Consider the following 24400-nt stretch of genomic DNA (forward strand, 5'->3'; position numbering starts at 1 on the left):
CTGCCAGGCATCAAATCAAGCCGAGACCCCATGCCAAAAGCGTGGGGTTTTTGCTTTTCTGCTATCCAAAAAATAAAAACCACTAGAAAGTATGGCTAGCAGTATTGACCTGCTCTCCATTGATTAGTACACCTAACGAGTAAGGGTGTAGTTTTTTATGTCTTCACTTAAAACAAAATACAATATGCGCATTATGATCGGTTAGACTAACGCCAGAGCTAGTTAGAATGAGTATCTAAGTAATGTCGAATCAAGGTTCCCCGCTAAAACACCTCAATACTTTCGCGCTATCAGCCTACGCGAGTAAAGTAATCAGTGCCAATTCGACTGAGGAATTGATCAGCGCATGGCGTGAATCACTCTCTAAGCATCAACCGGTACTTTTGCTTGGTGAAGGTAGTAATGTTCTATTTATCGAAAATTATTCAGGGACAGTATTACTTAATCGTATAAAAGGTATCACTTCTACTGAAGACGATGCAGCTTGGCATCTGCATGTTGGGGCAGGGGAGAACTGGCATCAATTGGTCTGTTATTCATTGCAAAACAACATGCCAGGCTTAGAGAACTTAGCATTAATTCCCGGTTGCGTCGGTTCTGCACCGATTCAAAATATCGGTGCCTATGGCGTTGAACTGCAAAAAGTATGCGAATACGTTGATTTACTTGATATGAATAAAGGCACCGTTTTGCGCCTTTCAGCTCAAGAGTGCCAATTTGGCTATCGTGATAGCATATTTAAGCATCAGTATGGAAATGGGTTTGCCATCGTCGCTGTGGGTATCAAATTAATGAAATCATGGACACCGACATTGGGCTATGGTGATTTAACGCGCATGGACCCATTGAGTGTTACCGCGCAAGACATCTTTAACTCTGTCTGTGCAATGCGCCGTAGTAAACTACCAGATCCCACAGTGGCCGGTAATGCAGGTAGCTTTTTCAAAAATCCGGTAGTAGATGCTGCTGTCGCCGAAGACATTGTAAAAAATTACCCTAATGCACCTCATTACCGACAACCTGATGGCTCGGTAAAGTTGGCCGCCGGTTGGCTTATCGAGCAATGTGGGCTTAAAGGGCACCAGATCGGCGGGGCGGCAGTACATCAACAGCAAGCTCTGGTTCTGATTAACCTTGCGGAGGCAACAAGTCAGGATGTACTTGGCCTTGCCAGTTATATCCGTCAGCAAGTTGCCAAGAAATTTTCAATCTGGTTAGAACCAGAAGTGCGCTTTATCGCAAGTAATGGTGAGGTTAATGCTGTGGAGCGTTTGTCGTGAAAGATTATAAAATCCCTTTACGGTTAATCGGCATATTAGCGGATGGTGCTTTTCACTCCGGCGAGCAGTTGGGCGCAATATTTGGCATGAGCCGTGCCGCAATTAACAAGCATATACAAACGATCAGAGAGTGGGGATTAGATGTTTTTACGGTTCCCGGTAAAGGTTATAGTTTATCTGCACCTATCCAGTTGTTGGATGAACAAAAAATATTAAGTCACTTGCCTACAGGGCAGGTGGCTGTATTACCCGTTGTTGACTCGACTAACCAATATCTACTGGACCGTATAGCAGAACTTAAATCTGGCGATGCCTGTGTGGCTGAATATCAACACGCTGGGCGCGGCAGACGTGGGCGTCAGTGGGTATCGCCTTTTGGTGCCAACCTTTACCTCTCCATGTTCTGGCGTCTGGAACAAGGCCCCGCTGCGGCAATGGGGCTAAGCTTGGTTGTTGGGATAGTCATGGCTGAGGTGCTACATAAATTGGGCGCTGAAAATGTCCGGGTTAAGTGGCCGAATGACCTGTATTTAAATGATAAAAAATTAGCGGGTATATTAGTCGAGCTGACGGGGAAAACGGGTGATGCTGCCCAGTTAGTGATTGGTGCTGGTATCAATCTGACAATGCGTGAATCGACAATCAATGTCATTAACCAAGAGTGGATTAACTTGCAAGAAGCGGGTGTTATTATCGACCGTAATAAGCTAACGGCCGAATTATTATCCGAATTACGACTGGCAGTGGTTAAATTTGAAAATGAAGGCTTATCGGCATTTATTTCTCGCTGGCGGCAAATGGATAATTACCTTGATCGTCCCGTGAAGTTGATTATTGGAAATCAAGAAATATATGGGGTAGCTCGAGGTATCGATCAGCAAGGTGCATTATTACTGGAGCAGAACGGTGATATAAAACCTTATATTGGTGGCGAGATATCTCTTCGTGGTGCTTAATAAATAATTACGCGGGCAGTGATGACTACCCGCAATTTTCTACTTTCTTAAGCGCACACTTTCAACGGCATGATTGGCACTTTTCGTCATGATCAGGCTTGCTCGCTCACGGGTTGGTAATATATTTTGCTTTAGATTCAATCCATTAATCTCTATCCATAACTGAGTTGCGATCTTGACGGCCTCGGTCTCAGGCAGTTTTGCATAGTTATGGAAGTAAGAGTCAGGATTAGAAAATGCGCCCTGCCGAAATTTAAGGAACCGGTTAATATACCAACTTTGAAGTAAATCCTCAGGCGCATCAACATATATAGAGAAATCTACAAAGTCAGAGACGAATACATGATGGGGATCGTGAGGGTAATCCATACCACTTTGGAGCACATTCAATCCTTCTAATATCAGGATGTCGGGCTGCTTAATAATCTTATTACCATCTGGCACGATATCATATATTAGATGAGAATAAACTGGTGCGGTGACATGATCAGCCCCGGATTTTACTTCAGAAACGAATTTCACCAAATTATGCATATCATAGGATTGCGGGAATCCTTTTTTCTTCATCAGACCGCGCTCATTAAGCACCTTGTTCGGATAAAGAAAACCGTCTGTAGTAATCAGCTCTACACTGCGATGTTCTGGCCAGCGGCTCAGCAACGCCTGTAATAAGCGGGCTGTGGTACTTTTACCGACAGCAACACTGCCCGCAATACCAATAACATAAGGAATGCGCTGGCCATCGGTTCCAAGAAATTGCTCCAGAACAGCCTGGCGACGCAGGTTAGAACTGATATAAAAATTAAGCAGTCGCGAGAGTGGTAGATAAATCTGTGCCACTTCATCTAATGAAAGATCTTCGTTAATCCCTTTGAGCTTAACGATCTCTTCTTCTGTTAGTGTCAATGGTACTGAGTCGCGCAGAGCTGCCCACTGAGTACGATCGAACTGTAGATAAGGCGTCGCTAAAGATTGATCTCTTTTTGTCATAAGCCAAATTCTGCCTGTTAACGCAGGTGGACAAGGCGCTGGACGCCAACTCCAGATAAGAAACAAGCTGCATATTATAGGCAGCTTGCTTTTTGACGTAGACATTTTTGTACTTAACGAGTGATTTCTTTGATGTGTGTTGCTATTCCAGCCAATTACTAATATGTACGGCAAGGTCTGATATTCTTACTATTTGGACTATCGTGGCTAAATGGTTACGGCTGTATGTGACTGATTCACGGTGAATAAGCGCTTAAAGTAAATCGCAGTCGGATGATAATCGCCATCCGGCGTACAGGCATAATCAGGAATTTCCCCCATGCAGAAATAGCCCTGTGCCCGGTAAAATGATTCGGCAGGAGAACCTGCTTGGGTATCGAGATAGAGCAATCCACGGCGCAGCTGAACGGCAACTTTCTCCATTTCTAGAATCAATTTATGTCCAATGCCAGCACGGCGACTACGGCTGTGTACTAATAATTTCTGTACTTCAGCCCGATTTAAGCCATTCGATTTTTGGCAGAGATCTAATTGTATCGTTCCGGTGATCCCCGTTTCATCGCGAGCAATCCACAATAATAGTGATCCTTTCGCCATAGCGGGGCGGAGGCTACTAAAATAGTTCTCGGCTTCTTCCTGTGAAAGCGAGCGCGTGTTATAGCCAATAGAGGCGCCATGAGAGACCGCATCCATCAATAATCTTGCCAGCTCACTGTGGTAGACAGGCAATGTAGCCGCATTAAGTAAAACTATCTTCATGATAAAACTCCTCAAAAACCCTTAACCGCGCAGATATTTATGTGTAAGCAATAAACAAGCCAAATATATGACGGCGCAATTACCCTTAATGGAGCAGAAAGTTTTTAACAGAATAAGCACTGTAGTGGGGCGAATTGCTCTATTTTGGGGAGGGGCTAAAATTATATGCAGTCAGCGGTGATAAGATTGTCGAAATGGGGGGCTGGTTTTTTGGTAGATTTTCAGTTGCGGAGTCGATTATTATTGCTGACGTTCTGAATGTAAATTAAGCTAATCGCGGTTAATAATACTACGCTCAATTAAAAAATGGTCGTTTTGTGAGCAAAAAGGTGACTAATGCAATTTTTTTGTTGCATCATAAGCCAGCTCTACCTAGAATGCGCAGCACTTGATGCCGGCATAGCTCAGTTGGTAGAGCAACTGACTTGTAATCAGTAGGTCCCGAGTTCGACTCTTGGTGCCGGCACCATTCAAGTACTTACAATTAGGTGGGGTTCCCGAGCGGCCAAAGGGAGCAGACTGTAAATCTGCCGTCATCGACTTCGAAGGTTCGAATCCTTCCCCCACCACCATATTTAACCTTGAGTATCGAGCTGATTTCCCATTGAGAATTCAGATGAGCACTCAAGGGGAAGGTGAAAACCTTCGATAAGGTTCGAGCCGAGCGTAGCGAGACAGCGACGCAAAGCGGCGACCCGAAGGGTGAGGAACGAAGTGACGAATAATCCTTCCCCCACCACCATATTTAACCTTGAGTCTCAGGGTGATTCAGAAGATCGAACCCCAATACACACTCAAGGCGAGAGCAACGCTCTCGATGAAGAGTGAAGTGGCCAAGCCCTTCCTTTCAAGTTTCTGCAGATTAAGTCAGGTAGCCGAGTTCTAAGATGCGGGCATCGTATAATGGCTATTACCTCAGCCTTCCAAGCTGATGATGTGGGTTCGATTCCCACTGCCCGCTCCAAGATGCGCTGATATGGCTCAGTTGGTAGAGCGCACCCTTGGTAAGGGTGAGGTCGGCAGTTCGAATCTGCCTATCAGCACCATTTCTAATTCTCTCGTCCCCCTGATTTTTCTTTCTGTGTTATGGATTCATCAAGCCTGCGCTTGGTTGATGTGGTGAAACCACCGATTCCGTGTCTTAGAGGGACAATCGATGTCTAAAGAAAAGTTTGAACGTACAAAACCGCACGTTAATGTGGGTACTATCGGCCACGTTGACCATGGTAAAACTACCCTAACTGCTGCAATTACTACCGTATTGGCTAAAACCTACGGCGGTAGTGCTCGTGCATTCGACCAGATCGACAACGCTCCGGAAGAGAAGGCTCGAGGTATCACCATCAACACTTCACATGTTGAATATGACACCCCGGCGCGCCACTATGCGCATGTTGACTGCCCAGGTCATGCTGACTACGTTAAAAACATGATAACCGGTGCTGCGCAGATGGATGGCGCTATTTTGGTTGTTGCTGCAACTGATGGCCCAATGCCACAGACGCGTGAGCATATCCTATTGGGTCGCCAGGTTGGCGTGCCTTACATTATCGTCTTCCTGAACAAATGTGACATGGTTGACGATGAAGAGTTGCTGGAGTTGGTTGAAATGGAAGTGCGTGAGCTTCTGTCTCAATACGATTTCCCTGGTGATGATACTCCAGTTATTCGTGGCTCCGCGCTGAAAGCGTTGGAAGGTGTGCCAGAATGGGAAGCCAAAATCATTGAGCTGGCCGAAGCACTGGATAGCTACATCCCACAACCAGAGCGTGCAATTGATCGTCCGTTCCTGCTGCCAATTGAAGATGTGTTCTCTATCTCTGGCCGCGGTACTGTGGTGACGGGGCGTGTAGAGCGCGGTATTGTCAAAGTCGGTGAAGAGGTCGAGATTGTAGGTATCATCGATACCATCAGAACGACTTGTACAGGCGTTGAAATGTTCCGCAAGCTGCTGGACGAAGGTCGTGCTGGCGAGAACGTAGGTGTTCTGCTGCGTGGTACTAAACGTGATGATGTGCAGCGCGGTCAGGTACTGGCTAAACCAGGTTCGATCAAGCCACACACCAAATTTGAATCAGAAGTTTATATTCTGAGCAAAGATGAAGGTGGCCGTCATACGCCATTCTTCAAAGGATACCGTCCTCAGTTCTACTTCCGTACAACTGACGTAACCGGTACTATAGAGCTACCCGAAGGCGTTGAGATGGTGATGCCTGGTGATAACATTCAAATGGTTGTTAACCTGATAGCCCCTATCGCAATGGATGACGGTCTGCGTTTCGCCATTCGTGAAGGCGGTCGCACTGTTGGTGCGGGCGTTGTTGCAAAAGTCATTGAATAAGATTTGACGCGACATGCGATAAAAGGGCATCATTTGATGCCCTTTTTCTACGTTGTCATACTAGAACCTATCTCATCAGTAGTTTTTTATCATAATTACCGGTGAGATGGGCTCTGGAAGTACGGCGAATAGTGCTGAATGGTGCCGATTAGAGAGTCTCTAGAGCATCCTTCGGCTTGGTTTGCTTTGCGATGCGAAGCAAAGTTGTTTGTTCTGAATCATAGTGACAGGTTGGTTTATGAGTGCGAATACCGAGGCTCCAGGGAGCGGACGCGGCCTGGAAACGGCTAAATGGCTAATCGTTGCTGTATTATTAGTTGCAGCTATTGTTGGCAATTATTATTACCGTGATTTCAGCTTGCCGCTGCGCGCGTTGGCAGTTGTAGTAATTATCGCTGTTGCCGGTGCTGTTGCGCTGATGACGGCAAAAGGTAAAGCCACTGTAGCGTTTGCTCGTGAAGCACGCACGGAAGTGCGTAAAGTGATTTGGCCTACCCGTCAGGAAACTCTGCACACAACGTTAATCGTTGCTGCGGTAACTGCTGTAATGTCACTGATTCTATGGGGGCTAGATGGTATCCTGGTCCGCTTGGTATCATTTATTACTGGCCTGAGGTTCTAAGATGTCTGAAGCACCAAAAAAGCGTTGGTACGTCGTTCAGGCGTTTTCCGGTTTTGAAGGCCGTGTAGCTCAATCGCTGCGCGAGCACATCAAGTTACATGACATGGAAGAGCTGTTTGGCGAAGTCATGGTTCCAACGGAAGAAGTCGTCGAGATTCGCGGTGGTCAACGCCGTAAAAGTGAACGTAAATTCTTCCCAGGTTACGTACTGGTCCAGATGGTGATGAATGATGCCAGCTGGCACTTAGTGCGTAGTGTGCCTCGTGTTATGGGCTTTATCGGTGGTACATCCGATCGCCCAGCACCAATCAGTGATAAGGAAGTTGATGCGATTATGAATCGCCTTCAGCAAGTGGGTGATAAGCCACGACCTAAAACACTGTTTGAACCAGGTGAACTGGTACGTGTTAGCGATGGTCCGTTTGCCGACTTCAATGGTGTCGTTGAAGAAGTGGATTACGAAAAGAGCCGCTTAAAAGTATCTGTTTCCATCTTTGGTCGTGCAACACCGGTCGAACTGGACTTCAGTCAGGTAGAAAAAGCCTGATTCATTTTTCGACAATGGTTGAAATTTGAGTCTTGTCTTAGGCGCGAAATTACAATACAATTTCGCGCCTTTTGTTTTTAGATGTTTTGCTTTTGTCATCCGTGGCAAACCCTAAGCAAGACAAAACACGGGGAGCCTCAAACGAGGCGATATTACCCAAATCGAGGAAATCGTAAATGGCTAAGAAAGTACAAGCCTATGTCAAGCTGCAAGTTGCAGCTGGTATGGCGAACCCAAGTCCACCAGTTGGTCCAGCTTTGGGTCAGCAAGGTGTTAACATCATGGAATTCTGTAAAGCGTTCAATGCTAAGACTGAAAGCATTGAAAAAGGCCTGCCGATCCCTGTTGTTATTACTGTTTATTCTGATCGCTCTTTCACTTTCGTTACTAAAACCCCGCCAGCAGCAGTTCTGCTGAAAAAAGCGGCAGGTATTAAGTCTGGTTCCGGCAAGCCGAACAAAGACAAAGTAGGGACCGTGACCAGTGCTCAGGTTCGTGAAATCGCAGAAACCAAAGCTGCGGATATGACTGGTGCTTCAATTGACGACATGATGCGTTCAATTGAAGGTACTGCTCGTTCCATGGGCCTGGTAGTGGAGGGTTAATAAATGGCTAAGCTGACCAAGCGCATGCGCGTGATCCGTGACAAAGTTGATGTTACTAAGCAATACGATATCAACGAAGCTGTTGCCCTGCTGAAAGAGCTGGCTACTGCTAAATTCGTAGAAAGTGTGGACGTTGCCGTTAACCTCGGTATCGACGCACGTAAATCTGACCAGAACGTTCGTGGCGCAACTGTGCTGCCACATGGTACTGGCCGTTCAGTACGCGTTGCTGTTTTCGCTCAGGGTGCAAACGCTGAAGCTGCGAAAGAAGCAGGCGCTGAATTGGTAGGTATGGAAGATCTGGCTGACCAAATCAAGAAAGGCGAAATGAACTTCGACGTTGTTATTGCTTCCCCGGATGCAATGCGCGTTGTGGGTCAATTGGGCCAGATCTTGGGTCCACGTGGCCTGATGCCTAACCCTAAAGTGGGTACTGTTACTCCTAACGTTGCTGAAGCAGTTAAGAATGCTAAAGCGGGTCAGGTTCGTTATCGCAACGACAAAAACGGTATTATCCACACAACAATTGGTAAAGTTGACTTCGATTCAGAGAAATTGAGAGAAAACTTAGAATCACTGATTGTTGCGCTGAAGCGTGCTAAACCAGCTACAGCGAAAGGCGTTTATATCAAGAAAATCAGCCTGTCCACTACCATGGGCGCCGGCGTTGCCATTGATCAAAGCGGCCTGACTGCAGTAGTGAACTAATCACTATTTGCTTTTATCGCTTTACGTGGGCGTAAGGTTTGTCTAGAATCTTACGCCCACGCTTCTGTTGATGGTGTTTTTTTCTCAACAGAAAACAGAATTTTTCGGTTGGAGCTTGGCCTTATCCAAGCCTCCGTCCAAGACCGCAGGTGTTCTGTAAAGAACTTAATCTCCTGCGTAGACGGTGACAGAACCTAAAGAAATTTTTTCTCTTTTTATAAAGAATTGAAAAGAATAGTCTTTGCTGGATTCTGCTCACCGTGTTTCAACGCCCGTTCACTGCATTTTGTAGTGTGTTGGGTGACGTGAGTTCCGGGGAATTACTCCCCGGTTAATCCAGGAGCAAGAACTAATGGCACTAAATCTTCAAGGCAAACAAGCGATTGTTGCTGAAGTTAAAGAAGTAGCCAAAGGTGCGCTGTCTGCGGTTGTTGCGGATTCTCGTGGCGTTACCGTTGATAAAATGACTGAACTGCGTAAAGCAGGTCGTGAAGCTGGCGTTCACATGCAAGTTGTTCGTAACACCTTGCTGCGTCGCATTGTTGAAGGCACTTCATTTGAATGCCTGAAAGACACGTTTGTTGGTCCAACCTTGATTGCATTCTCTACTGAGCACCCGGGCGCAGCTGCTCGTTTGTTCAAAGCTTTTGCTAAAGATAATGCAAAATTTGAGGTTAAAGCAGCAGCCTTTGAAGGCGAGTTAATCCCTGCGGCTCAGATCGACCGCCTGGCAACTCTGCCGACCTACGAAGAAGCAATCGCACGTCTGATGGGAACCATGAAAGAAGCCGCTGCTGGCAAATTGGTTCGTACTCTGGCTGCGCTGCGTGACCAGAAAGAAGCTGAAGCGGCTTAATCGCCCTCGCTTTTTTAGTCATTGCTTTTTAACGTATTAACTATTTCTGTATTTTAGGAACACTTGTTATGTCAACTATCACTAAAGACCAAATTCTGGAAGGCGTTGCAGCTCTGTCTGTAATGGAAATCGTTGAACTGATCTCTGCTATGGAAGAGAAATTTGGCGTTTCTGCTGCTGCTGTTGCTGCAGGTCCTGCTGCTGCTGCTGAAGCTGTTGAAGAACAAACTGAATTTAACGTTGTTCTGGCTTCATTCGGCGACAACAAAGTTGCAGTAATCAAAGCTGTTCGCGGCGCAACTGGCCTGGGCTTGAAAGAAGCTAAAGACCTAGTTGAATCTGCACCTGCAGTTCTGAAAGAAGGCGTGAACAAAGACGAAGCTGAGTCACTGAAAAAATCTCTGGAAGAAGCTGGTGCTTCTGTTGAGATCAAGTAAGTTAAGCTTTGAGTTCGCAGCCTAACTTATAGGCTGATGGCTGGTGACTTTTTAGTCATCAGCCTTTTTGCGCTGTAGGGCGTCAGTTGCATTTCACACTGTTTAGCGACTGACTAACCCCTAATATTCCTTTCTATTGACGACTTAATATACTGCGTTCTCAGCTACGACCCACTCGGGTAGCTCGGTAGTCAAAGTAACGCGATGAAATGGTTTAAGAGTGATAGAAAAGAGTATTCCGAGAGGTGTTTCGACTTCTCAATCAAAATAATAGTGTTGCATGACCTGTCCTAGTGTTAGGGCGGACAGAGTGGGTCACTGATCAGCGAGCTGAGGAACCCTATGGTTTACTCCTATACCGAGAAAAAACGTATTCGTAAGGATTTTGGTAAACGTCCACAAGTTTTGGACATACCTTATCTCCTTTCTATCCAACTTGACTCGTTCCAGAAATTTATCGAGCAAGATCCCGAAGGGCAGCACGGCCTAGAAGCAGCATTCCGTTCTGTTTTTCCAATCCAGAGCTACAGCGGCAATTCGGAGCTGCAATACGTTAGCTACCGTCTTGGTGAGCCAGTATTTGACGTCAAAGAGTGCCAGATCCGTGGTGTGACTTATTCCGCACCGCTGCGCGTTAAGCTGCGTCTGGTTATCTATGAGCGCGAAGCTCCGGAAGGTACGGTTAAAGACATCAAAGAACAAGAAGTCTACATGGGTGAAATTCCACTCATGACCGAGAACGGTACCTTTGTCATTAACGGTACTGAGAGGGTTATCGTATCTCAGCTGCATCGTAGTCCTGGCGTTTTCTTTGACAGTGATAAGGGTAAAACCCACTCATCGGGTAAAGTGCTGTATAACGCACGTATCATCCCTTACCGCGGTTCATGGTTAGATTTCGAGTTTGACCCGAAAGATAACCTGTTTGTCCGTATTGACCGTCGTCGTAAACTGCCTGCAACCATCATTCTGCGTGCATTGAATTTCACCACTACACAGATCCTGGATCTGTTCTTTGACAAAGTGGTCTTTGAGATTCGTGACAACAAGCTGCAGATGGAGTTGGTTCCAGAGCGTCTGCGCGGTGAAACGGCATCCTTTGATATTGAAGCGAATGGCAAAGTTTACGTCGAGAAAGCGCGTCGTATTACTGCTCGCCATATTCGCCAGCTTGAAAAAGACGGCATTGATCGCATCGAAGTTCCGGTTGAATACATTGCCGGCAAAGTGGTCGCAAAAGACTATATTGATGAGAGCACTGGCGAACTGATCTGTGCAGCCAACATGGAGCTGTCATTGGATCTGCTTGCTAAGCTGAGCCAGTCTGGTCACAAGCAAATCGAAACATTGTTCACCAACGACCTGGATCACGGTGCTTATATCTCCGAGACCCTGCGTGTTGATCCAACTAGCGATCGTCTGAGCGCTCTGGTTGAGATTTACCGCATGATGCGTCCTGGTGAGCCACCAACACGTGAAGCAGCTGAAAATCTGTTTGAGAACCTGTTCTTCTCTGAAGACCGCTACGACTTGTCTGCGGTTGGCCGGATGAAGTTCAACCGTTCACTGCTGCGTGACGAGATCGAAGGTTCCGGTATCCTGAGCAAAGAAGACATCACAGAAGTGATGAAGAAGCTCATCGATATCCGTAACGGTAAAGGCGAAGTGGATGATATCGACCACTTAGGCAACCGTCGTATTCGTTCCGTTGGTGAAATGGCTGAAAACCAGTTCCGCGTAGGTCTGGTTCGTGTTGAGCGTGCAGTTAAAGAGCGTTTGTCTCTGGGCGACCTCGACACCTTGATGCCTCAGGACATGATCAACGCCAAGCCAATTTCGGCCGCGGTGAAAGAGTTCTTTGGTTCCAGCCAGTTGTCACAATTTATGGACCAGAACAACCCGCTGTCTGAAATCACGCATAAGCGTCGTATTTCTGCATTGGGTCCGGGCGGTTTGACCCGTGAGCGTGCTGGCTTTGAAGTTCGAGACGTTCATCCGACTCACTACGGTCGTGTATGTCCAATCGAAACGCCAGAAGGTCCAAACATCGGTCTGATCAACTCCTTGTCCGTGTACGCACAGACCAATGAGTATGGTTTCCTGGAAACTCCGTATCGTCGTGTGCGTGACGGTGTGGTGACTGATGAAATCAACTATCTGTCTGCTATTGAAGAAGGCAACTTCGTTATTGCTCAGGCGAACTCCAACCTGGACGAAGACGGCCGCTTCATCGAAGACTTGGTCACTTGTCGTAGCAAAGGCGAATCAAGCCTGTTCAGCCGCGATCAAGTTGACTACATGGACGTTTCCACCCAACAGGTGGTGTCCGTTGGTGCTTCTCTGATTCCATTCCTGGAACACGATGACGCCAACCGTGCCTTGATGGGTGCGAACATGCAACGTCAGGCGGTTCCTACTCTGCGTGCTGATAAGCCGCTGGTAGGTACTGGTATGGAACGTGCGGTAGCGGTTGACTCAGGGGTAACCTCTGTAGCCAAACGTGGCGGTACTGTTCAGTACGTAGATGCATCCCGTATCGTTATCAAAGTTAACGAAGACGAAATGTATCCGGGCGAAGCAGGCATTGATATTTATAACCTGACCAAATACACCCGTTCTAACCAGAACACCTGCATCAACCAGATGCCGTGTGTGAATCTGGGTGAGCCAATCGAGCGCGGCGACGTGCTGGCAGATGGCCCATCAACAGACTTGGGCGAACTGGCATTGGGTCAGAACATGCGCGTAGCCTTCATGCCTTGGAACGGTTACAACTTCGAAGACTCCATCTTGGTCTCCGAGCGTGTGGTTCAAGAAGATCGCTTCACCACCATCCACATTCAGGAATTGGCATGTGTGTCTCGCGACACCAAGTTAGGGCCTGAAGAGATCACTGCCGACATTCCTAACGTGGGTGAAGCGGCGCTCTCCAAACTGGATGAATCCGGTATTGTGTATATCGGTGCTGAAGTAACTGGCGGCGACATTCTGGTGGGTAAAGTTACACCTAAAGGTGAAACCCAACTGACCCCAGAAGAGAAGCTGTTACGTGCGATCTTCGGTGAGAAAGCGTCTGACGTTAAAGACTCTTCTCTGCGTGTACCAAACGGTGTTTCCGGTACGGTTATTGACGTGCAGGTCTTTACTCGCGATGGCGTAGAAAAAGACAAACGTGCGTTGGAAATCGAAGAGATGCAATTGAAGCAGGCTAAGAAAGACCTGACTGAAGAGTTGCAGATCCTGGAAGCGGGCCTGTTTGCACGTATCCACGCAGTACTGGTTTCTGGTGGCATCGAAGCTGACAAGCTGAGCAAGTTACCACGTGATCGCTGGCTCGAACTGGGCCTGACCGACGAAGACAAGCAAAACCAGCTGGAACAGTTGGCAGAGCAGTACGACGAAATGAAATCCGAATTCGAGAAGAAGATGGATGCCAAGCGTCGTAAGATCACCCAAGGTGATGATTTAGCACCAGGCGTGCTGAAGATCGTCAAGGTGTATCTGGCGGTGAAACGTCAGATTCAGCCGGGTGACAAGATGGCCGGTCGTCACGGTAACAAAGGTGTTATCTCCAAGATTAACCCGATCGAAGATATGCCTTACGATGAAAACGGTACGCCGGTAGACATCGTTCTGAACCCGCTGGGCGTACCATCGCGTATGAACATCGGTCAGATTTTGGAAACCCACTTAGGGATGGCAGCGAAAGGCATCGGCGAGAAAATCAACGCCATGCTGAAGAAGCAGGAAGAAGTTGCCAAACTGCGTGAGTTCATCCAGAAAGCCTACGATCTGGGCGACAACGTTTGTCAGAAAGTTGATCTGAGCACCTTTACCGATGACGAAGTACTGCGTCTGGCTGAGAACCTGAAAAAAGGTATGCCAATCGCAACACCAGTCTTCGATGGCGCGACAGAGAAAGAGATCAAGGAACTGTTACAGCTGGGTGGCCTGCCAACTTCTGGTCAGATTACTCTGTTTGACGGCCGTACCGGTGAGCAGTTCGAGCGCCAGGTTACTGTCGGCTACATGTACATGCTGAAACTGAACCACTTGGTTGATGACAAAATGCATGCGCGTTCTACCGGTTCTTACAGCCTGGTTACTCAGCAGCCGCTGGGTGGTAAGGCTCAGTTCGGTGGTCAGCGCTTCGGTGAGATGGAAGTGTGGGCGTTGGAAGCTTATGGTGCCGCGTACACATTGCAGGAAATGCTTACCGTCAAGTCCGACGATGTAAACGGCCGTACCAAGATGTACAAAAACATCGTGGATGGCGATCACCGTATGGAACCAGGTATGCCGGAGTCCTTCAACGTATTGTTGAAAGAGATCCGCTCGCTGGGTATCAATATCGAGCTGGAAGAAGAGTAATTCTTCACCAGACGGCAAACTCTCATAGCCGGGAGTTTGCTGGTGGTTCGCACTGGTCACAGGGGCGCTCAAACCTAGGTTTTTATATTCTTAGGTTTGGATGCCTGGCAGGTCTAACTCCGACAGGAGCCAATCCGTGAAAGACTTATTAAAGTTTCTGAAAGCGCAAACTAAGACCGAAGAGTTTGATGCGATCAAAATTGCTCTGGCATCGCCAGACATGATCCGTTCATGGTCGTTCGGCGAAGTTAAAAAGCCGGAAACCATTAACTACCGTACGTTCAAACCAGAACGTGACGGCCTTTTCTGCGCCCGTATCTTTGGCCCAGTAAAAGATTACGAATGCCTGTGCGGTAAGTACAAGCGTTTGAAACACCGCGGTGTTATTTGTGAGAAATGCGGCGTTGAAGTGACTCAAACTAAAGTACGCCGTGAGCGTATGGGTCACATCGAGCTGGCTTCTCCAACTGCGCACATCTGGTTCCTGAAATCCTTGCCTTCGCGCATCGGTTTGTTACTGGATATGCCATTACGTGACATCGAACGTGTTCTGTACTTCGAATCCTATGTGGTTATTGAAGGCGGCATGACCAACCTGGAACGTCGTCAGATCCTGACTGAAGAGCAGTATCTGGACGCGTTGGAAGAGTTTGGTGATGAGTTCGACGCGAAAATGGGCGCCGAGGCGATTCAAGCCCTGTTGAAAAATATGGACTTGGAAGCTGAGTGCGAGATCCTGCGCGAAGAGTTGAACGAAACAAATTCTGAAACCAAGCGTAAGAAGCTGACCAAGCGTATCAAGTTGCTGGAAGCGTTCGTACAGTCTGGCAACAAGCCAGAGTGGATGATCCTGACCGTGCTGCCTGTATTGCCGCCAGATCTGCGTCCATTGGTTCCATTGGATGGCGGTCGCTTTGCGACTTCTGATCTGAACGATTTGTATCGTCGCGTGATCAACCGTAACAACCGTCTGAAGCGCCTGCTGGACTTGGCGGCTCCCGACATCATCGTACGTAACGAAAAGCGTATGCTGCAAGAAGCAGTAGATGCATTGCTGGATAACGGCCGTCGCGGTCGTGCAATTACCGGCTCTAACAAGCGTCCATTGAAGTCACTGGCTGACATGATCAAAGGTAAGCAAGGTCGTTTCCGTCAGAACTTGCTGGGTAAACGTGTTGACTACTCAGGCCGTTCAGTGATCACCGTGGGTCCATACCTGCGTCTGCATCAGTGCGGTCTGCCTAAGAAAATGGCTCTTGAGCTGTTCAAACCGTTCATCTACGGCAAGCTGGAATTGCGTGGTCTTGCTACCACCATCAAAGCTGCCAAGAAGATGGTTGAGCGTGAAGAAGCGGTTGTTTGGGACATTCTGGATGAAGTTATCCGCGAACACCCAGTACTGCTGAACCGTGCACCAACCCTTCACCGTTTGGGTATCCAAGCGTTTGAACCGGTTCTGATCGAAGGCAAGGCAATCCAGTTGCACCCATTGGTTTGTGCGGCATACAACGCCGACTTCGATGGTGACCAAATGGCTGTTCACGTACCGCTGACACTGGAAGCTCAGTTAGAAGCGCGTGCGTTGATGATGTCTACCAACAACATCCTGTCACCGGCGAACGGCGAGCCAATCATCGTTCCTTCTCAGGACGTTGTATTGGGTCTGTACTACATGACTCGTGACTGTGTTAACGCCAAAGGCGAAGGCATGGTTCTGACTGGCCCGAAAGAAGCCGAGCGTATTTACCGCGCTGGCCTGGCATCTCTGCATGCACGGGTAAAAGTCCGTATTACTGAAGAAATTCGTAATATCGAAGGCGAAAGCACAACACGCACCAGCATTATCGATACGACTGTCGGCCGTGCCATTTTGTGGATGATTGTCCCGAAAGGCCTGCCTTACTCTATCGTTAATCAGCCGTTGGGCAAAAAAGCCATCTCCAAGATGCTGAACACTTGTTACCGCATCCTGGGCTTGAAACCAACGGTTATCTTTGCTGACCAGATCATGTACACCGGTTTTGCTTACGCAGCACGCTCAGGCGCCTCTGTAGGTATCGATGACATGGTTATCCCAGAAGCGAAAGCAGGGATCATCGAAGAAGCTGAAACTGAAGTTGCCGAGATCCAGGAACAGTTCCAATCCGGTCTGGTAACAGCAGGCGAACGTTATAACAAAGTGATCGATATCTGGGCCGCGGCCAACGAACGTGTTGCCAAGGCGATGATGGATAACTTGTCTGTAGAAGACGTCGTTAACAGCAAAGGCGAAATCGAACAGCAGGTCTCCTTCAACAGCATCTTTATGATGGCCGACTCCGGTGCGCGTGGTTCTGCAGCACAGATTCGTCAGCTGGCAGGGATGCGTGGCCTGATGGCTAAACCAGATGGTTCGATCATTGAAACGCCAATCACCGCGAACTTCCGTGAAGGTTTGAACGTACTTCAGTACTTCATCTCAACCCATGGTGCGCGTAAAGGTTTGGCGGATACCGCATTGAAAACTGCGAACTCCGGTTACCTGACCCGTCGTTTGGTTGACGTGGCACAGGATCTGGTAGTAACCGAAGATGACTGCGGTACCCATAATGGTATCGTGATGACTCCGGTTATCGAAGGTGGTGATGTTAAAGAGCCACTGCGCGATCGCGTTCTGGGTCGTGTGACCGCAGAAGAAGTTATCAAGCCGGGTACGGCTGATATTCTGGTTCCGCGTAACACCCTGTTGGACGAAAAATGGTGTGATCTGTTAGAAGAAAACTCCGTCGACAGCGTTAAAGTTCGTTCAGTTGTAAGCTGTGAAACCGATTTCGGTGTGTGTGCTAACTGCTACGGTCGCGACCTGGCACGTGGTCACATCATCAACAAAGGCGAAGCAGTGGGCGTTATTGCAGCACAGTCCATCGGTGAGCCGGGTACCCAGCTTACGATGCGTACGTTCCACATCGGTGGTGCGGCATCTCGTGCGGCAGCAGAATCAAGCATTCAGGTTAAGAACAAAGGCACGCTGAAACTGAGTAACGTCAAGTTCGTCACCAATGCAGCGGGCAAGCTGGTTATTACTTCTCGTAATACCGAGCTGAAGCTGATCGACGAATTCGGTCGTACTAAAGAGAGCTACAAAGTGCCTTACGGTGCCGTAATGGGCAAAGGCGATGGCGCAGAAGTGGTTGGCGGCGAAACTGTTGCTAACTGGGATCCGCATATCATGCCAGTTGTGACCGAAGTGAGCGGTTTCATTCGCTTCGCGGACATGGTTGACGGCCAGACCATTACTCGCCAGACCGACGAACTGACTGGTTTGTCTTCTCTGGTGGTTCTGGATTCAGCAGAGCGTACCGGTAGCGGTAAAGACCTGCGTCCAGCACTGAAAATCGTTGATGCCAAAGGCAATGACGTATTGATCCCAGGTACAGATATGCCTGCTCAATACTTCCTGCCAGGTAAAGCGATTGTACAGTTGGAAGACGGCATTCAGATCGGTGCAGGTGATACCCTGGCGCGTATTCCGCAGGAATCAAGCGGTACTAAGGATATTACCGGTGGTCTGCCACGTGTTGCTGACTTGTTCGAAGCACGTCGTCCGAAAGAGCCTGCAATCCTGGCTGAAATCAGCGGGATCATCTCGTTCGGTAAAGAGACCAAAGGCAAGCGCCGTCTGGTGATCTCACCGTTGGATGGTAGCGATGCATACGAAGAGATGATCCCGAAATGGCGTCAGCTCAACGTGTTCGAAGGTGAAATTGTAGAGCGCGGTGACGTGGTCTCCGATGGCCCAGAATCTCCACACGACATTCTGCGTCTGCGTGGCGTTCATGCGGTGACTCGTTACATCACCAACGAAGTGCAGGAAGTTTACCGTCTGCAAGGCGTTAAGATTAACGATAAACACATTGAAGTTATCGTTCGTCAGATGCTGCGTAAAGGCACCATCGTTGATGCAGGTAGCACTGACTTCCTGGAAGGCGAGCAGGCAGAAATGTCTCGCGTTAAAATCGCTAACCGTAAGCTGGCAGCTGAAGGCAAAATCGAGGCTACGTTTACACGTGACCTGCTGGGTATCACCAAGGCATCCTTGGCGACCGAGTCCTTTATCTCTGCAGCTTCGTTCCAGGAAACCACGCGCGTTCTTACTGAAGCGGCAGTTGCCGGTAAACGTGATGAACTGCGTGGCCTGAAAGAGAACGTAATCGTGGGCCGTCTGATCCCAGCCGGTACTGGTTACGCTTATCATCAGGATCGTGCGCGCCGTAAAGCACAGGGTGAAGCACCTGTTGTTCCGCAAGTTAGCGCGGATGAAGCAACGGCTAACCTGGCTGAATTGCTCAACGCCGGTTTTGGTAACAGCAAAGACTAAGCTCTTTGCTCGTCACCAGGCTAAAAACCGCTCCTTCGGGAGCGGTTTTTTTTTGCTTTTTTAGTGTACCAACATCTCGCCTAAGAGATCGCTCGTCCTAAATGACTATCCCAGTCCTTCCAAACCGGTTGCAGCCCTGCTTGCATTAAGGCGTGGGCCACTTGTTGCGGCGAACGATTATCGTGGGGGGCGAACTGTTCCAGCTCCGGATGATCATCAGCATAGCCGCCCGGCTGAGTTTTAGAGCCGGCACTGACATTGTTGATCGCCACCGGGATCACATTATCGCGGAAAAACGGCGATTCACGAGTCGATAACGACAACTCCACATCCGGCGCAAACAGACGGAAAGCACAAATCAGTTGCAGCAGTTGTGGCTCGCTCATCAGTGATGCGGGTTCAATGCCGCCAGCACAGGGCCGCAAACGCGGGAAGGAGATTGAATAGCGGCTCTGCCAATAACTCCGTTGCAGGTAAAACAGGTGCTCCGCCAGCATATAGCAGTCAGTGCGCCAGCTATTGGATAGCCCAATCAATGCGCCTAATCCGATCTTGTCGATCCCGGCCCGGCCCAAGCGATCCGGGGTTGCCAGCCGCCAATGGAAATCCTGCTTATGGCCCCGTAAGTGATGCTGCTGATAGGTTGCCGGGTGATATGTTTCCTGATAAACCATCACGCCATCCAATCCCAAGGTTTTTAACTCCGCATACTCCTCCTCTGCCAGCGGTTGCACCTCCATCATCAGGGAGCTAAAACGACGGCGAATGGCGGGCAGATGGCGACGAAAGTAGTCCATGCCCACTTTGGCCTGATGTTCCCCAGTGACCAATAAGAGATGCTCGAAACCCAGAGTTTTGATGGCTTCGCACTCACGGAGGATCTCGGTTTCATCCAGCGTTTTGCGTTTAATACGGTTACTCATCGAGAAACCGCAATAGGTGCAATCATTGGCGCAGAGATTGGAGAGATACAGCGGCACATAAAAACCCACGGTATTACCGAAACGTTGGCGAGTTAGCTGCTGTGCTTTTTGCGCCATTGGCTCCAGATAGGCCAACGCGGCTGGTGAAATCAACGCCATGAGATCTTCCCGGTCGGGCTTGCTGCTATTTATTGCCCGTTCGACATCACGGGCGGTCTTAGCATTGATACGCAGTGAAATATCATCCCAATCCAATTGCTGCCAGTGATGGCTAAAATCGTCAGTCATGATTATTCTCCGCCAACTGGCTGAGGAATCCGGTCAGCGGGCTGGTGGCCGTGGCCTGACGTTGTGAATGCCCCAGCCCCGCCTGACGTGCCAACTCGCCCGACTCCACTGCCAGCCGGAAGGCGTGGGCCATTTGCACCGGTGAGCGGGCGACAGCAATTGCGGTATTCACCAGCACAGCATCCGCACCCAGTTCTATCGCCTCAAGCGCATGACTTGGCGCACCAATACCGGCATCAACCACCACCGGCACCCTGGCTTGCTCGATAATAATTTGCAGAAAATCGCGGGTGCGTAATCCCAGGTTTGAACCAATAGGTGCGCCCAATGGCATGACGGCAGCGCAACCCGCCTCTTCCAGTCGCTTGCACAAAACCGGGTCAGCGCCGCAGTAAGGCAGCACCACAAAACCCTGTTTCACCAATATTTCAGCAGCTTTTAGGGTTTCTATCGGATCAGGCAACAGATACTTCACATCCGGGTGAATCTCCAGTTTCACCCAATGGGTGCCGAGGGCCTCACGGGCCAGACGTGCCGCAAACACCGCTTCCTCGGCGGTTTTCGCCCCTGAGGTATTGGGCAGCAAACGCACGCCCAACTGGCGCAAGGGGGCGAGAATGGCATCGTTGCCTGATTTCAGGTCAACCCGCTTCATCGCCATGGTGATTAACTGTGAACCGGACGCCTGTAGCGCCGCCAACATCAGTGCTGGCGTCGAAAATTTTCCGGTTCCGGTAAATAGTCTTGAAGTAAAAGTGGTATCGGCAATTTTCAACATGTCAGCCTCCGGCAATAGCTTGAAACAGCAAAATGTCATCCCCATCCTGCAGTAGGCGGTCGTCCCAACTATCACGGGGAATAATGGCTTGATTGACAGCTAGCGCGCTACCCGGCTGGCTGTAGCCCAGTTGAGTTAACAACTCCTGCACTGTCAGCGGGTTTTCCAGCTCGATCAATTCATCATTGAGTGAAATCTTCACGCGCTGCCTCCGCAAACCGGACAATGACTGGCTTTGCTGAGTTGTAGCGTGCTCCAGCTTTGCTGTTTGCCATCGAAAAGGCGTAATTTGCCACTGAGTGCCGAGGGCAGCCCGGCCAACATCTTGATCGCCTCCAATGCTTGCAAGGTGCCGATGACCCCAACTACTGGCCCCAATACACCGGCGGTGCGGCAGTTGCGCTGTTGTGTCTCTTTGCTGGGATACAAGCAGGCGTAGCAGCCGTGGGTGTAAGGGGGTTCGATAATCAGCAACTGGCCGCTGAAGCCGACGGCACTGCCACTGATCAGTGGTTTGCCCGCTTGCACGCAGGCGGCATTCACCTGATGGCGGGTTTCCATGTTGTCACAGCAATCGAGCACTAAATCCGCCGCCGCGACCGCATCGGTTAAGGTGCTGCCCGTCAGCCGTCTATCAAGAGTGATGGCCTCTATCTGCGGGTTCAAACCTTGCAAGTGGCGCTGAGCCAATTTGGCCTTGCTGTGACCAATATCCGCCGTGCGATAGAGCACCTGCCGCTGTAAGTTACTTATTTCTAAGGCATCATCATCTGCCAACCACAACTTTCCTACGCCAGCGGCGGCGAGATAGAGCGCTGCTGGCGAGCCAAGGCCGCCCAGACCGACAATCAGTACACTGGCCTGTTTGAGCTTTTGCTGCCCCTCGGGGCCGAGATCTTCCAATAGCAACTGGCGGCTATAGCGCAGAAAATCTTGATCACTCAATGCGTTATCATGCATAAGTTGACTCCTTACCTTCCACCAGTTGCAGTAGCTGCGCGGTGGCGTGCTGCCAGTCGGCGGCTTGGGTGATGGCACTGACCACCGCCACACTCCCGACACCGCTGGCGACCACCAGAGGAACACGCGCCAAACTGATACCGCCAATAGCAACCGTGGGGTAATCCGGCGTGTTGCTCACCTGGCGCGTTAAGGCCTCCACCCCTTGCGGGGCAGATGGCATCTGTTTGGTTTGCGTCGGGAAAATATGGCCGAGGGCGATATAGGAAGGGCGCAGCTCGCGGGCTTGCGCCAACTCCCGCTCATCGTGGGTCGACACGCCCAGCCGTAACCCGGCTTGCTGAATCGCGATCAAATCAGCTATTTCCAGATCCTCCTGGCCCAGATGCACCCCGTAAGCGCCGTGCTTAATCGCCAGCCGCCAGTAGTCATTGATAAATAAGCGGGCGTTATAGCGTTTACCCAACTCAATGGCGGCGGCAATATCTTGTTCCACCCGCGTCTCATCTAACTCTTTGATGCGCAATTGGATAGTGGTCACGCCGCTGGCCAATAACCGGGTGATCCAGATCAGTGAATCCACCACCGGGTACAAACCCAGCCGATGTTCAGTGGCGGCAAAGGGGGCATCAGGCTTGTTCATCGTTAACCTCGCTCTGCCGGATACTTTTGCTGTGGTACAACTCACTGCCACGAGAGCGGAACTCAACTGACATTTGCTCCATGCCAGATTGTTGGATTTTGATTGGCTGAGCGGCAGCCTCCTGTGCTGCGGCATAGTCGCGCACTTCTTGCGAGATTTTCATTGAGCAGAATTTTGGCCCGCACATGGAGCAGAAGTGGGCCACTTTGCCCGACTCTTGCGGCAGGGTTTCATCGTGATAGGCGCGCGCGGTTTCGGGATCGAGGGCCAGATTGAACTGATCTTCCCAGCGGAATTCAAAACGAGCTTTCGACATGGCGTTATCGCGGATCTGTGCACCGGGGTGCCCTTTAGCCAGATCAGCGGCATGGGCTGCGATTTTGTAGGTTATAAGCCCCTGTTTTACATCGTCTTTATTTGGCAGGCCCAGATGCTCTTTTGGCGTGACGTAACAGAGCATAGCGCAACCAAACCAGCCGATCATTGCCGCCCCAATGCCTGAGGTGAAGTGATCATAACCCGGTGCGATATCTGTGGTGAGCGGCCCCAAAGTATAAAACGGCGCTTCGTGACAGTGCTCCAGCTCCTCGGTCATATTGCGGCGGATCATCTGCATCGGCACATGGCCGGGGCCTTCGATCATCACTTGAACATCATATTCCCAGGCGATCTTGGTTAATTCACCCAGTGTATGCAATTCGGCAAATTGGGCTTCATCATTGGCATCCTGAATAGAACCTGGCCGCAAGCCATCGCCGAGTGACAATGAAACATCGTAGGCGGCGCAAATTTGGCAAATTTCACGGAAATGCTGATACAGGAAGTTTTCCTGATGATGGGACAAGCACCACTTCGCCATGATGGAACCGCCGCGAGAGACGATACCGGTTAGACGTTTGGCGGTCATCGGCACATAGCGCAGCAACACGCCGGCGTGGATAGTAAAGTAATCGACCCCTTGCTCCGCCTGCTCCAGCAAGGTATCGCGGAACATCTCCCAAGTCAGGTTTTCAGCCACGCCATTCACTTTCTCCAGCGCCTGATAGATAGGTACTGTCCCGATCGGCACCGGGCTGTTACGCAAAATCCATTCACGAGTTTCATGAATATAGCGGCCAGTAGATAAGTCCATCACAGTATCGGCTCCCCAGCGTGTGGACCACACCAGCTTTTCTACCTCCTCTTCGATGGAGGAGGTCACCGCCGAATTGCCGATGTTGGCGTTTACTTTGACCAAAAAGTTGCGGCCAATAATCATTGGCTCAGCTTCTGGGTGATTTATATTGGCGGGGATGATGGCGCGGCCTGCTGCGACCTCTTGGCGCACGAATTCTGCCGTGATGTTCTCCGGCAAATTAGCCCCGAAATTCTGCCCAGGGTGCTGGTGGCGCAAAACTTCGCCGCGAACTCTTTCTCGCCCCATGTTTTCACGCAGGGCGATAAACTCCATTTCTGGTGTGACAATCCCCGCGCGAGCATAGTGCAGTTGGGTGACACACTTGCCCTCGATGGCTTTTTTCGGCTTGGGTAGATGCTCAAAGCGCAGATGATCCAAACCTTCATCCGCCAGGCGCTGCTGGGTAAATCCTGAACTGACCGAGGTGAGGGCTTCGGTATCCTGACGATCTGCAATCCAGCTGGCTCGCAGTTTGGGCAGTCCCACATGGACATCCAATTTGGCTAGGGGGTCGCCATAAGGGCCGGAGGTGTCGTAAACCGGAATGGCTTCGTTATCTTCGTAGCGTGGATCGTCCTTGCTGCCGCTGATTAAGGTCGGACTCAGTTGGATCTCGCGCATCGGCACCTGAATGTCAGGCCGTGAACCTTGCAGGTAGATGCGTTGGGAGTTGGGGAAAGTGACGCCCTGCAAACTATCAATAAACTGCTGGGCTTCTTCGCGCTGCTGTTTGCGCGGGCGTGATGGGTTTTTCGTGGTGACTGACGTCGTATTATTAGACATAGCAAATTCCTACCAGTGT

The 24400-nt window shown here is 49.8% G+C and carries 19 protein-coding genes, 4 tRNA genes and 1 other RNA gene; 16 read left to right on the forward strand and 8 right to left on the reverse strand.

Going from position 1 to position 24400, the window contains the following annotated elements; genetic code table 11:
• Nucleotides 1-242: 242 nt before the first annotated feature.
• Both murB and birA read left to right on the forward strand, forming a co-directional pair.
• Nucleotides 243-1280, forward strand: a complete 1038-nt coding sequence (gene murB, locus AACW11_RS12510) for a UDP-N-acetylmuramate dehydrogenase (protein WP_212586846.1) — start codon at nt 243-245, stop codon at nt 1278-1280.
• A complete protein-coding gene (gene birA / locus AACW11_RS12515; RefSeq protein ID WP_212586847.1) occupies nt 1277-2236 on the forward strand; it encodes a bifunctional biotin--[acetyl-CoA-carboxylase] ligase/biotin operon repressor BirA in 960 nt (319 codons plus the stop codon). The genes murB and birA overlap by 4 nt, the downstream gene beginning before the upstream one ends.
• 39 nt (nt 2237-2275) lie before the next feature.
• Here birA and coaA read toward each other — a convergent pair whose 3' ends face one another.
• Both coaA and AACW11_RS12525 read right to left on the reverse strand, forming a co-directional pair.
• Nucleotides 2276-3226, reverse strand: coding sequence for a type I pantothenate kinase (coaA, locus tag AACW11_RS12520; RefSeq protein ID WP_212586848.1), 951 nt, complete (start codon nt 3224-3226; stop codon nt 2276-2278).
• A gap of 207 nt (nt 3227-3433) precedes the next feature.
• Nucleotides 3434-3985 carry a GNAT family N-acetyltransferase gene (locus AACW11_RS12525; protein WP_212586849.1) on the reverse strand — a complete coding sequence of 184 codons (552 nt, stop codon included), beginning with the start codon at nt 3983-3985 and terminating at the stop codon, nt 3434-3436.
• A 393-nt stretch (nt 3986-4378) separates the two neighbouring features.
• Between AACW11_RS12525 and AACW11_RS12530 the strand changes: the two genes are divergently transcribed.
• The 14 genes from AACW11_RS12530 to rpoC all read left to right on the forward strand — a co-directional run bounded on the left by AACW11_RS12530 (nt 4379) and on the right by rpoC (nt 18829).
• Nucleotides 4379-4454, forward strand: a tRNA-Thr gene (locus AACW11_RS12530).
• An 18-nt stretch (nt 4455-4472) separates the two neighbouring features.
• A tRNA-Tyr gene (locus AACW11_RS12535) sits at nt 4473-4557 on the forward strand.
• Between the two features lie 43 nt (nt 4558-4600).
• Nucleotides 4601-4727: non-coding RNA, RtT sRNA (locus AACW11_RS12540), on the forward strand.
• Between the two features lie 147 nt (nt 4728-4874).
• Nucleotides 4875-4949 (forward strand) — tRNA-Gly (locus AACW11_RS12545).
• A 6-nt stretch (nt 4950-4955) separates the two neighbouring features.
• Nucleotides 4956-5031: transfer RNA gene (locus AACW11_RS12550), tRNA-Thr, on the forward strand.
• A 110-nt stretch (nt 5032-5141) separates the two neighbouring features.
• Nucleotides 5142-6326 carry an elongation factor Tu gene (tuf, locus tag AACW11_RS12555; protein ID WP_032898571.1) on the forward strand — a complete coding sequence of 395 codons (1185 nt, stop codon included), beginning with the start codon at nt 5142-5144 and terminating at the stop codon, nt 6324-6326.
• Between the two features lie 238 nt (nt 6327-6564).
• Nucleotides 6565-6948: a preprotein translocase subunit SecE gene (gene secE, locus AACW11_RS12560; RefSeq protein ID WP_004704671.1), complete on the forward strand. Its 384-nt coding sequence runs from the start codon at nt 6565-6567 to the stop codon at nt 6946-6948.
• 1 nt (nt 6949) lies between these two features.
• Entirely contained in the window at nt 6950-7495 is a 546-nt protein-coding gene (nusG, locus tag AACW11_RS12565; protein ID WP_005277556.1) for a transcription termination/antitermination protein NusG, read from the forward strand.
• Between the two features lie 176 nt (nt 7496-7671).
• The gene (gene rplK / locus AACW11_RS12570) at nt 7672-8100 is read left to right on the forward strand and encodes a 50S ribosomal protein L11 (protein ID WP_004393384.1); all 429 of its coding nucleotides are present in this window, start codon (nt 7672-7674) and stop codon (nt 8098-8100) included.
• Between the two features lie 3 nt (nt 8101-8103).
• Nucleotides 8104-8808 carry a 50S ribosomal protein L1 gene (gene rplA, locus AACW11_RS12575; protein ID WP_004876758.1) on the forward strand — a complete coding sequence of 235 codons (705 nt, stop codon included), beginning with the start codon at nt 8104-8106 and terminating at the stop codon, nt 8806-8808.
• 352 nt (nt 8809-9160) lie between these two features.
• On the forward strand, nt 9161-9664 hold the full coding sequence (rplJ, locus tag AACW11_RS12580; protein ID WP_005277560.1) for a 50S ribosomal protein L10: 504 nt from the start codon (nt 9161-9163) through the stop codon (nt 9662-9664).
• 68 nt (nt 9665-9732) lie between these two features.
• Nucleotides 9733-10101, forward strand: a complete 369-nt coding sequence (gene rplL, locus AACW11_RS12585) for a 50S ribosomal protein L7/L12 (protein ID WP_004876762.1) — start codon at nt 9733-9735, stop codon at nt 10099-10101.
• Between the two features lie 342 nt (nt 10102-10443).
• Nucleotides 10444-14472: a DNA-directed RNA polymerase subunit beta gene (gene rpoB / locus AACW11_RS12590; protein ID WP_005277562.1), complete on the forward strand. Its 4029-nt coding sequence runs from the start codon at nt 10444-10446 to the stop codon at nt 14470-14472.
• Between the two features lie 136 nt (nt 14473-14608).
• Entirely contained in the window at nt 14609-18829 is a 4221-nt protein-coding gene (rpoC, locus tag AACW11_RS12595; protein WP_005277566.1) for a DNA-directed RNA polymerase subunit beta', read from the forward strand.
• 80 nt (nt 18830-18909) lie between these two features.
• Here rpoC and thiH read toward each other — a convergent pair whose 3' ends face one another.
• From thiH to thiC, 6 genes are read right to left on the reverse strand one after another with little or no spacing between them, the layout of a single operon-like run.
• The gene (thiH, locus tag AACW11_RS12600) at nt 18910-20040 is read right to left on the reverse strand and encodes a 2-iminoacetate synthase ThiH (RefSeq protein WP_212586850.1); all 1131 of its coding nucleotides are present in this window, start codon (nt 20038-20040) and stop codon (nt 18910-18912) included.
• On the reverse strand, nt 20033-20818 hold the full coding sequence (locus AACW11_RS12605; protein ID WP_212586851.1) for a thiazole synthase: 786 nt from the start codon (nt 20816-20818) through the stop codon (nt 20033-20035). The genes thiH and AACW11_RS12605 overlap by 8 nt, the downstream gene beginning before the upstream one ends.
• Nucleotide 20819: 1 nt before the next feature.
• A complete protein-coding gene (gene thiS, locus AACW11_RS12610; protein ID WP_212586852.1) occupies nt 20820-21020 on the reverse strand; it encodes a sulfur carrier protein ThiS in 201 nt (66 codons plus the stop codon).
• Nucleotides 21017-21778, reverse strand: coding sequence for a HesA/MoeB/ThiF family protein (locus AACW11_RS12615; RefSeq protein WP_212586853.1), 762 nt, complete (start codon nt 21776-21778; stop codon nt 21017-21019). The genes thiS and AACW11_RS12615 overlap by 4 nt, the downstream gene beginning before the upstream one ends.
• A complete protein-coding gene (gene thiE, locus AACW11_RS12620) occupies nt 21771-22421 on the reverse strand; it encodes a thiamine phosphate synthase (protein ID WP_212586854.1) in 651 nt (216 codons plus the stop codon). Before thiE ends, AACW11_RS12615 begins: the two co-directional genes overlap by 8 nt.
• Entirely contained in the window at nt 22408-24381 is a 1974-nt protein-coding gene (thiC, locus tag AACW11_RS12625; protein ID WP_249192950.1) for a phosphomethylpyrimidine synthase ThiC, read from the reverse strand. The genes thiE and thiC overlap by 14 nt, the downstream gene beginning before the upstream one ends.
• Between the last annotated feature and the right edge of the window lie 19 nt (nt 24382-24400).

It is taken from the genome of Yersinia sp. Marseille-Q3913, assembly GCF_963892745.1.
Taxonomy (GTDB): Bacteria; Pseudomonadota; Gammaproteobacteria; order Enterobacterales; family Enterobacteriaceae; genus Yersinia; species Yersinia bercovieri.

What these genes read in the sequence shown, in the direction of transcription:
- murB (WP_212586846.1), top strand. Translation starts at nt 243, where the DNA reads ATGTCGAATCAAGGTTCCCCGCTAAAACACCTCAATACTTTCGCGCTA.
- coaA (WP_212586848.1), bottom strand. Translation starts at nt 3,226, where the DNA reads ATGACAAAAAGAGATCAATCTTTAGCGACGCCTTATCTACAGTTCGAT.
- AACW11_RS12525 (WP_212586849.1), bottom strand. Translation starts at nt 3,985, where the DNA reads ATGAAGATAGTTTTACTTAATGCGGCTACATTGCCTGTCTACCACAGT.
- tuf (WP_032898571.1), top strand. Translation starts at nt 5,142, where the DNA reads ATGTCTAAAGAAAAGTTTGAACGTACAAAACCGCACGTTAATGTGGGT.
- secE (WP_004704671.1), top strand. Translation starts at nt 6,565, where the DNA reads ATGAGTGCGAATACCGAGGCTCCAGGGAGCGGACGCGGCCTGGAAACG.
- nusG (WP_005277556.1), top strand. Translation starts at nt 6,950, where the DNA reads ATGTCTGAAGCACCAAAAAAGCGTTGGTACGTCGTTCAGGCGTTTTCC.
- rplK (WP_004393384.1), top strand. Translation starts at nt 7,672, where the DNA reads ATGGCTAAGAAAGTACAAGCCTATGTCAAGCTGCAAGTTGCAGCTGGT.
- rplA (WP_004876758.1), top strand. Translation starts at nt 8,104, where the DNA reads ATGGCTAAGCTGACCAAGCGCATGCGCGTGATCCGTGACAAAGTTGAT.
- rplJ (WP_005277560.1), top strand. Translation starts at nt 9,161, where the DNA reads ATGGCACTAAATCTTCAAGGCAAACAAGCGATTGTTGCTGAAGTTAAA.
- rplL (WP_004876762.1), top strand. Translation starts at nt 9,733, where the DNA reads ATGTCAACTATCACTAAAGACCAAATTCTGGAAGGCGTTGCAGCTCTG.
- rpoB (WP_005277562.1), top strand. Translation starts at nt 10,444, where the DNA reads ATGGTTTACTCCTATACCGAGAAAAAACGTATTCGTAAGGATTTTGGT.
- thiH (WP_212586850.1), bottom strand. Translation starts at nt 20,040, where the DNA reads ATGACTGACGATTTTAGCCATCACTGGCAGCAATTGGATTGGGATGAT.
- AACW11_RS12605 (WP_212586851.1), bottom strand. Translation starts at nt 20,818, where the DNA reads ATGTTGAAAATTGCCGATACCACTTTTACTTCAAGACTATTTACCGGA.
- AACW11_RS12615 (WP_212586853.1), bottom strand. Translation starts at nt 21,778, where the DNA reads ATGCATGATAACGCATTGAGTGATCAAGATTTTCTGCGCTATAGCCGC.
- thiE (WP_212586854.1), bottom strand. Translation starts at nt 22,421, where the DNA reads ATGAACAAGCCTGATGCCCCCTTTGCCGCCACTGAACATCGGCTGGGT.
- thiC (WP_249192950.1), bottom strand. Translation starts at nt 24,381, where the DNA reads ATGTCTAATAATACGACGTCAGTCACCACGAAAAACCCATCACGCCCG.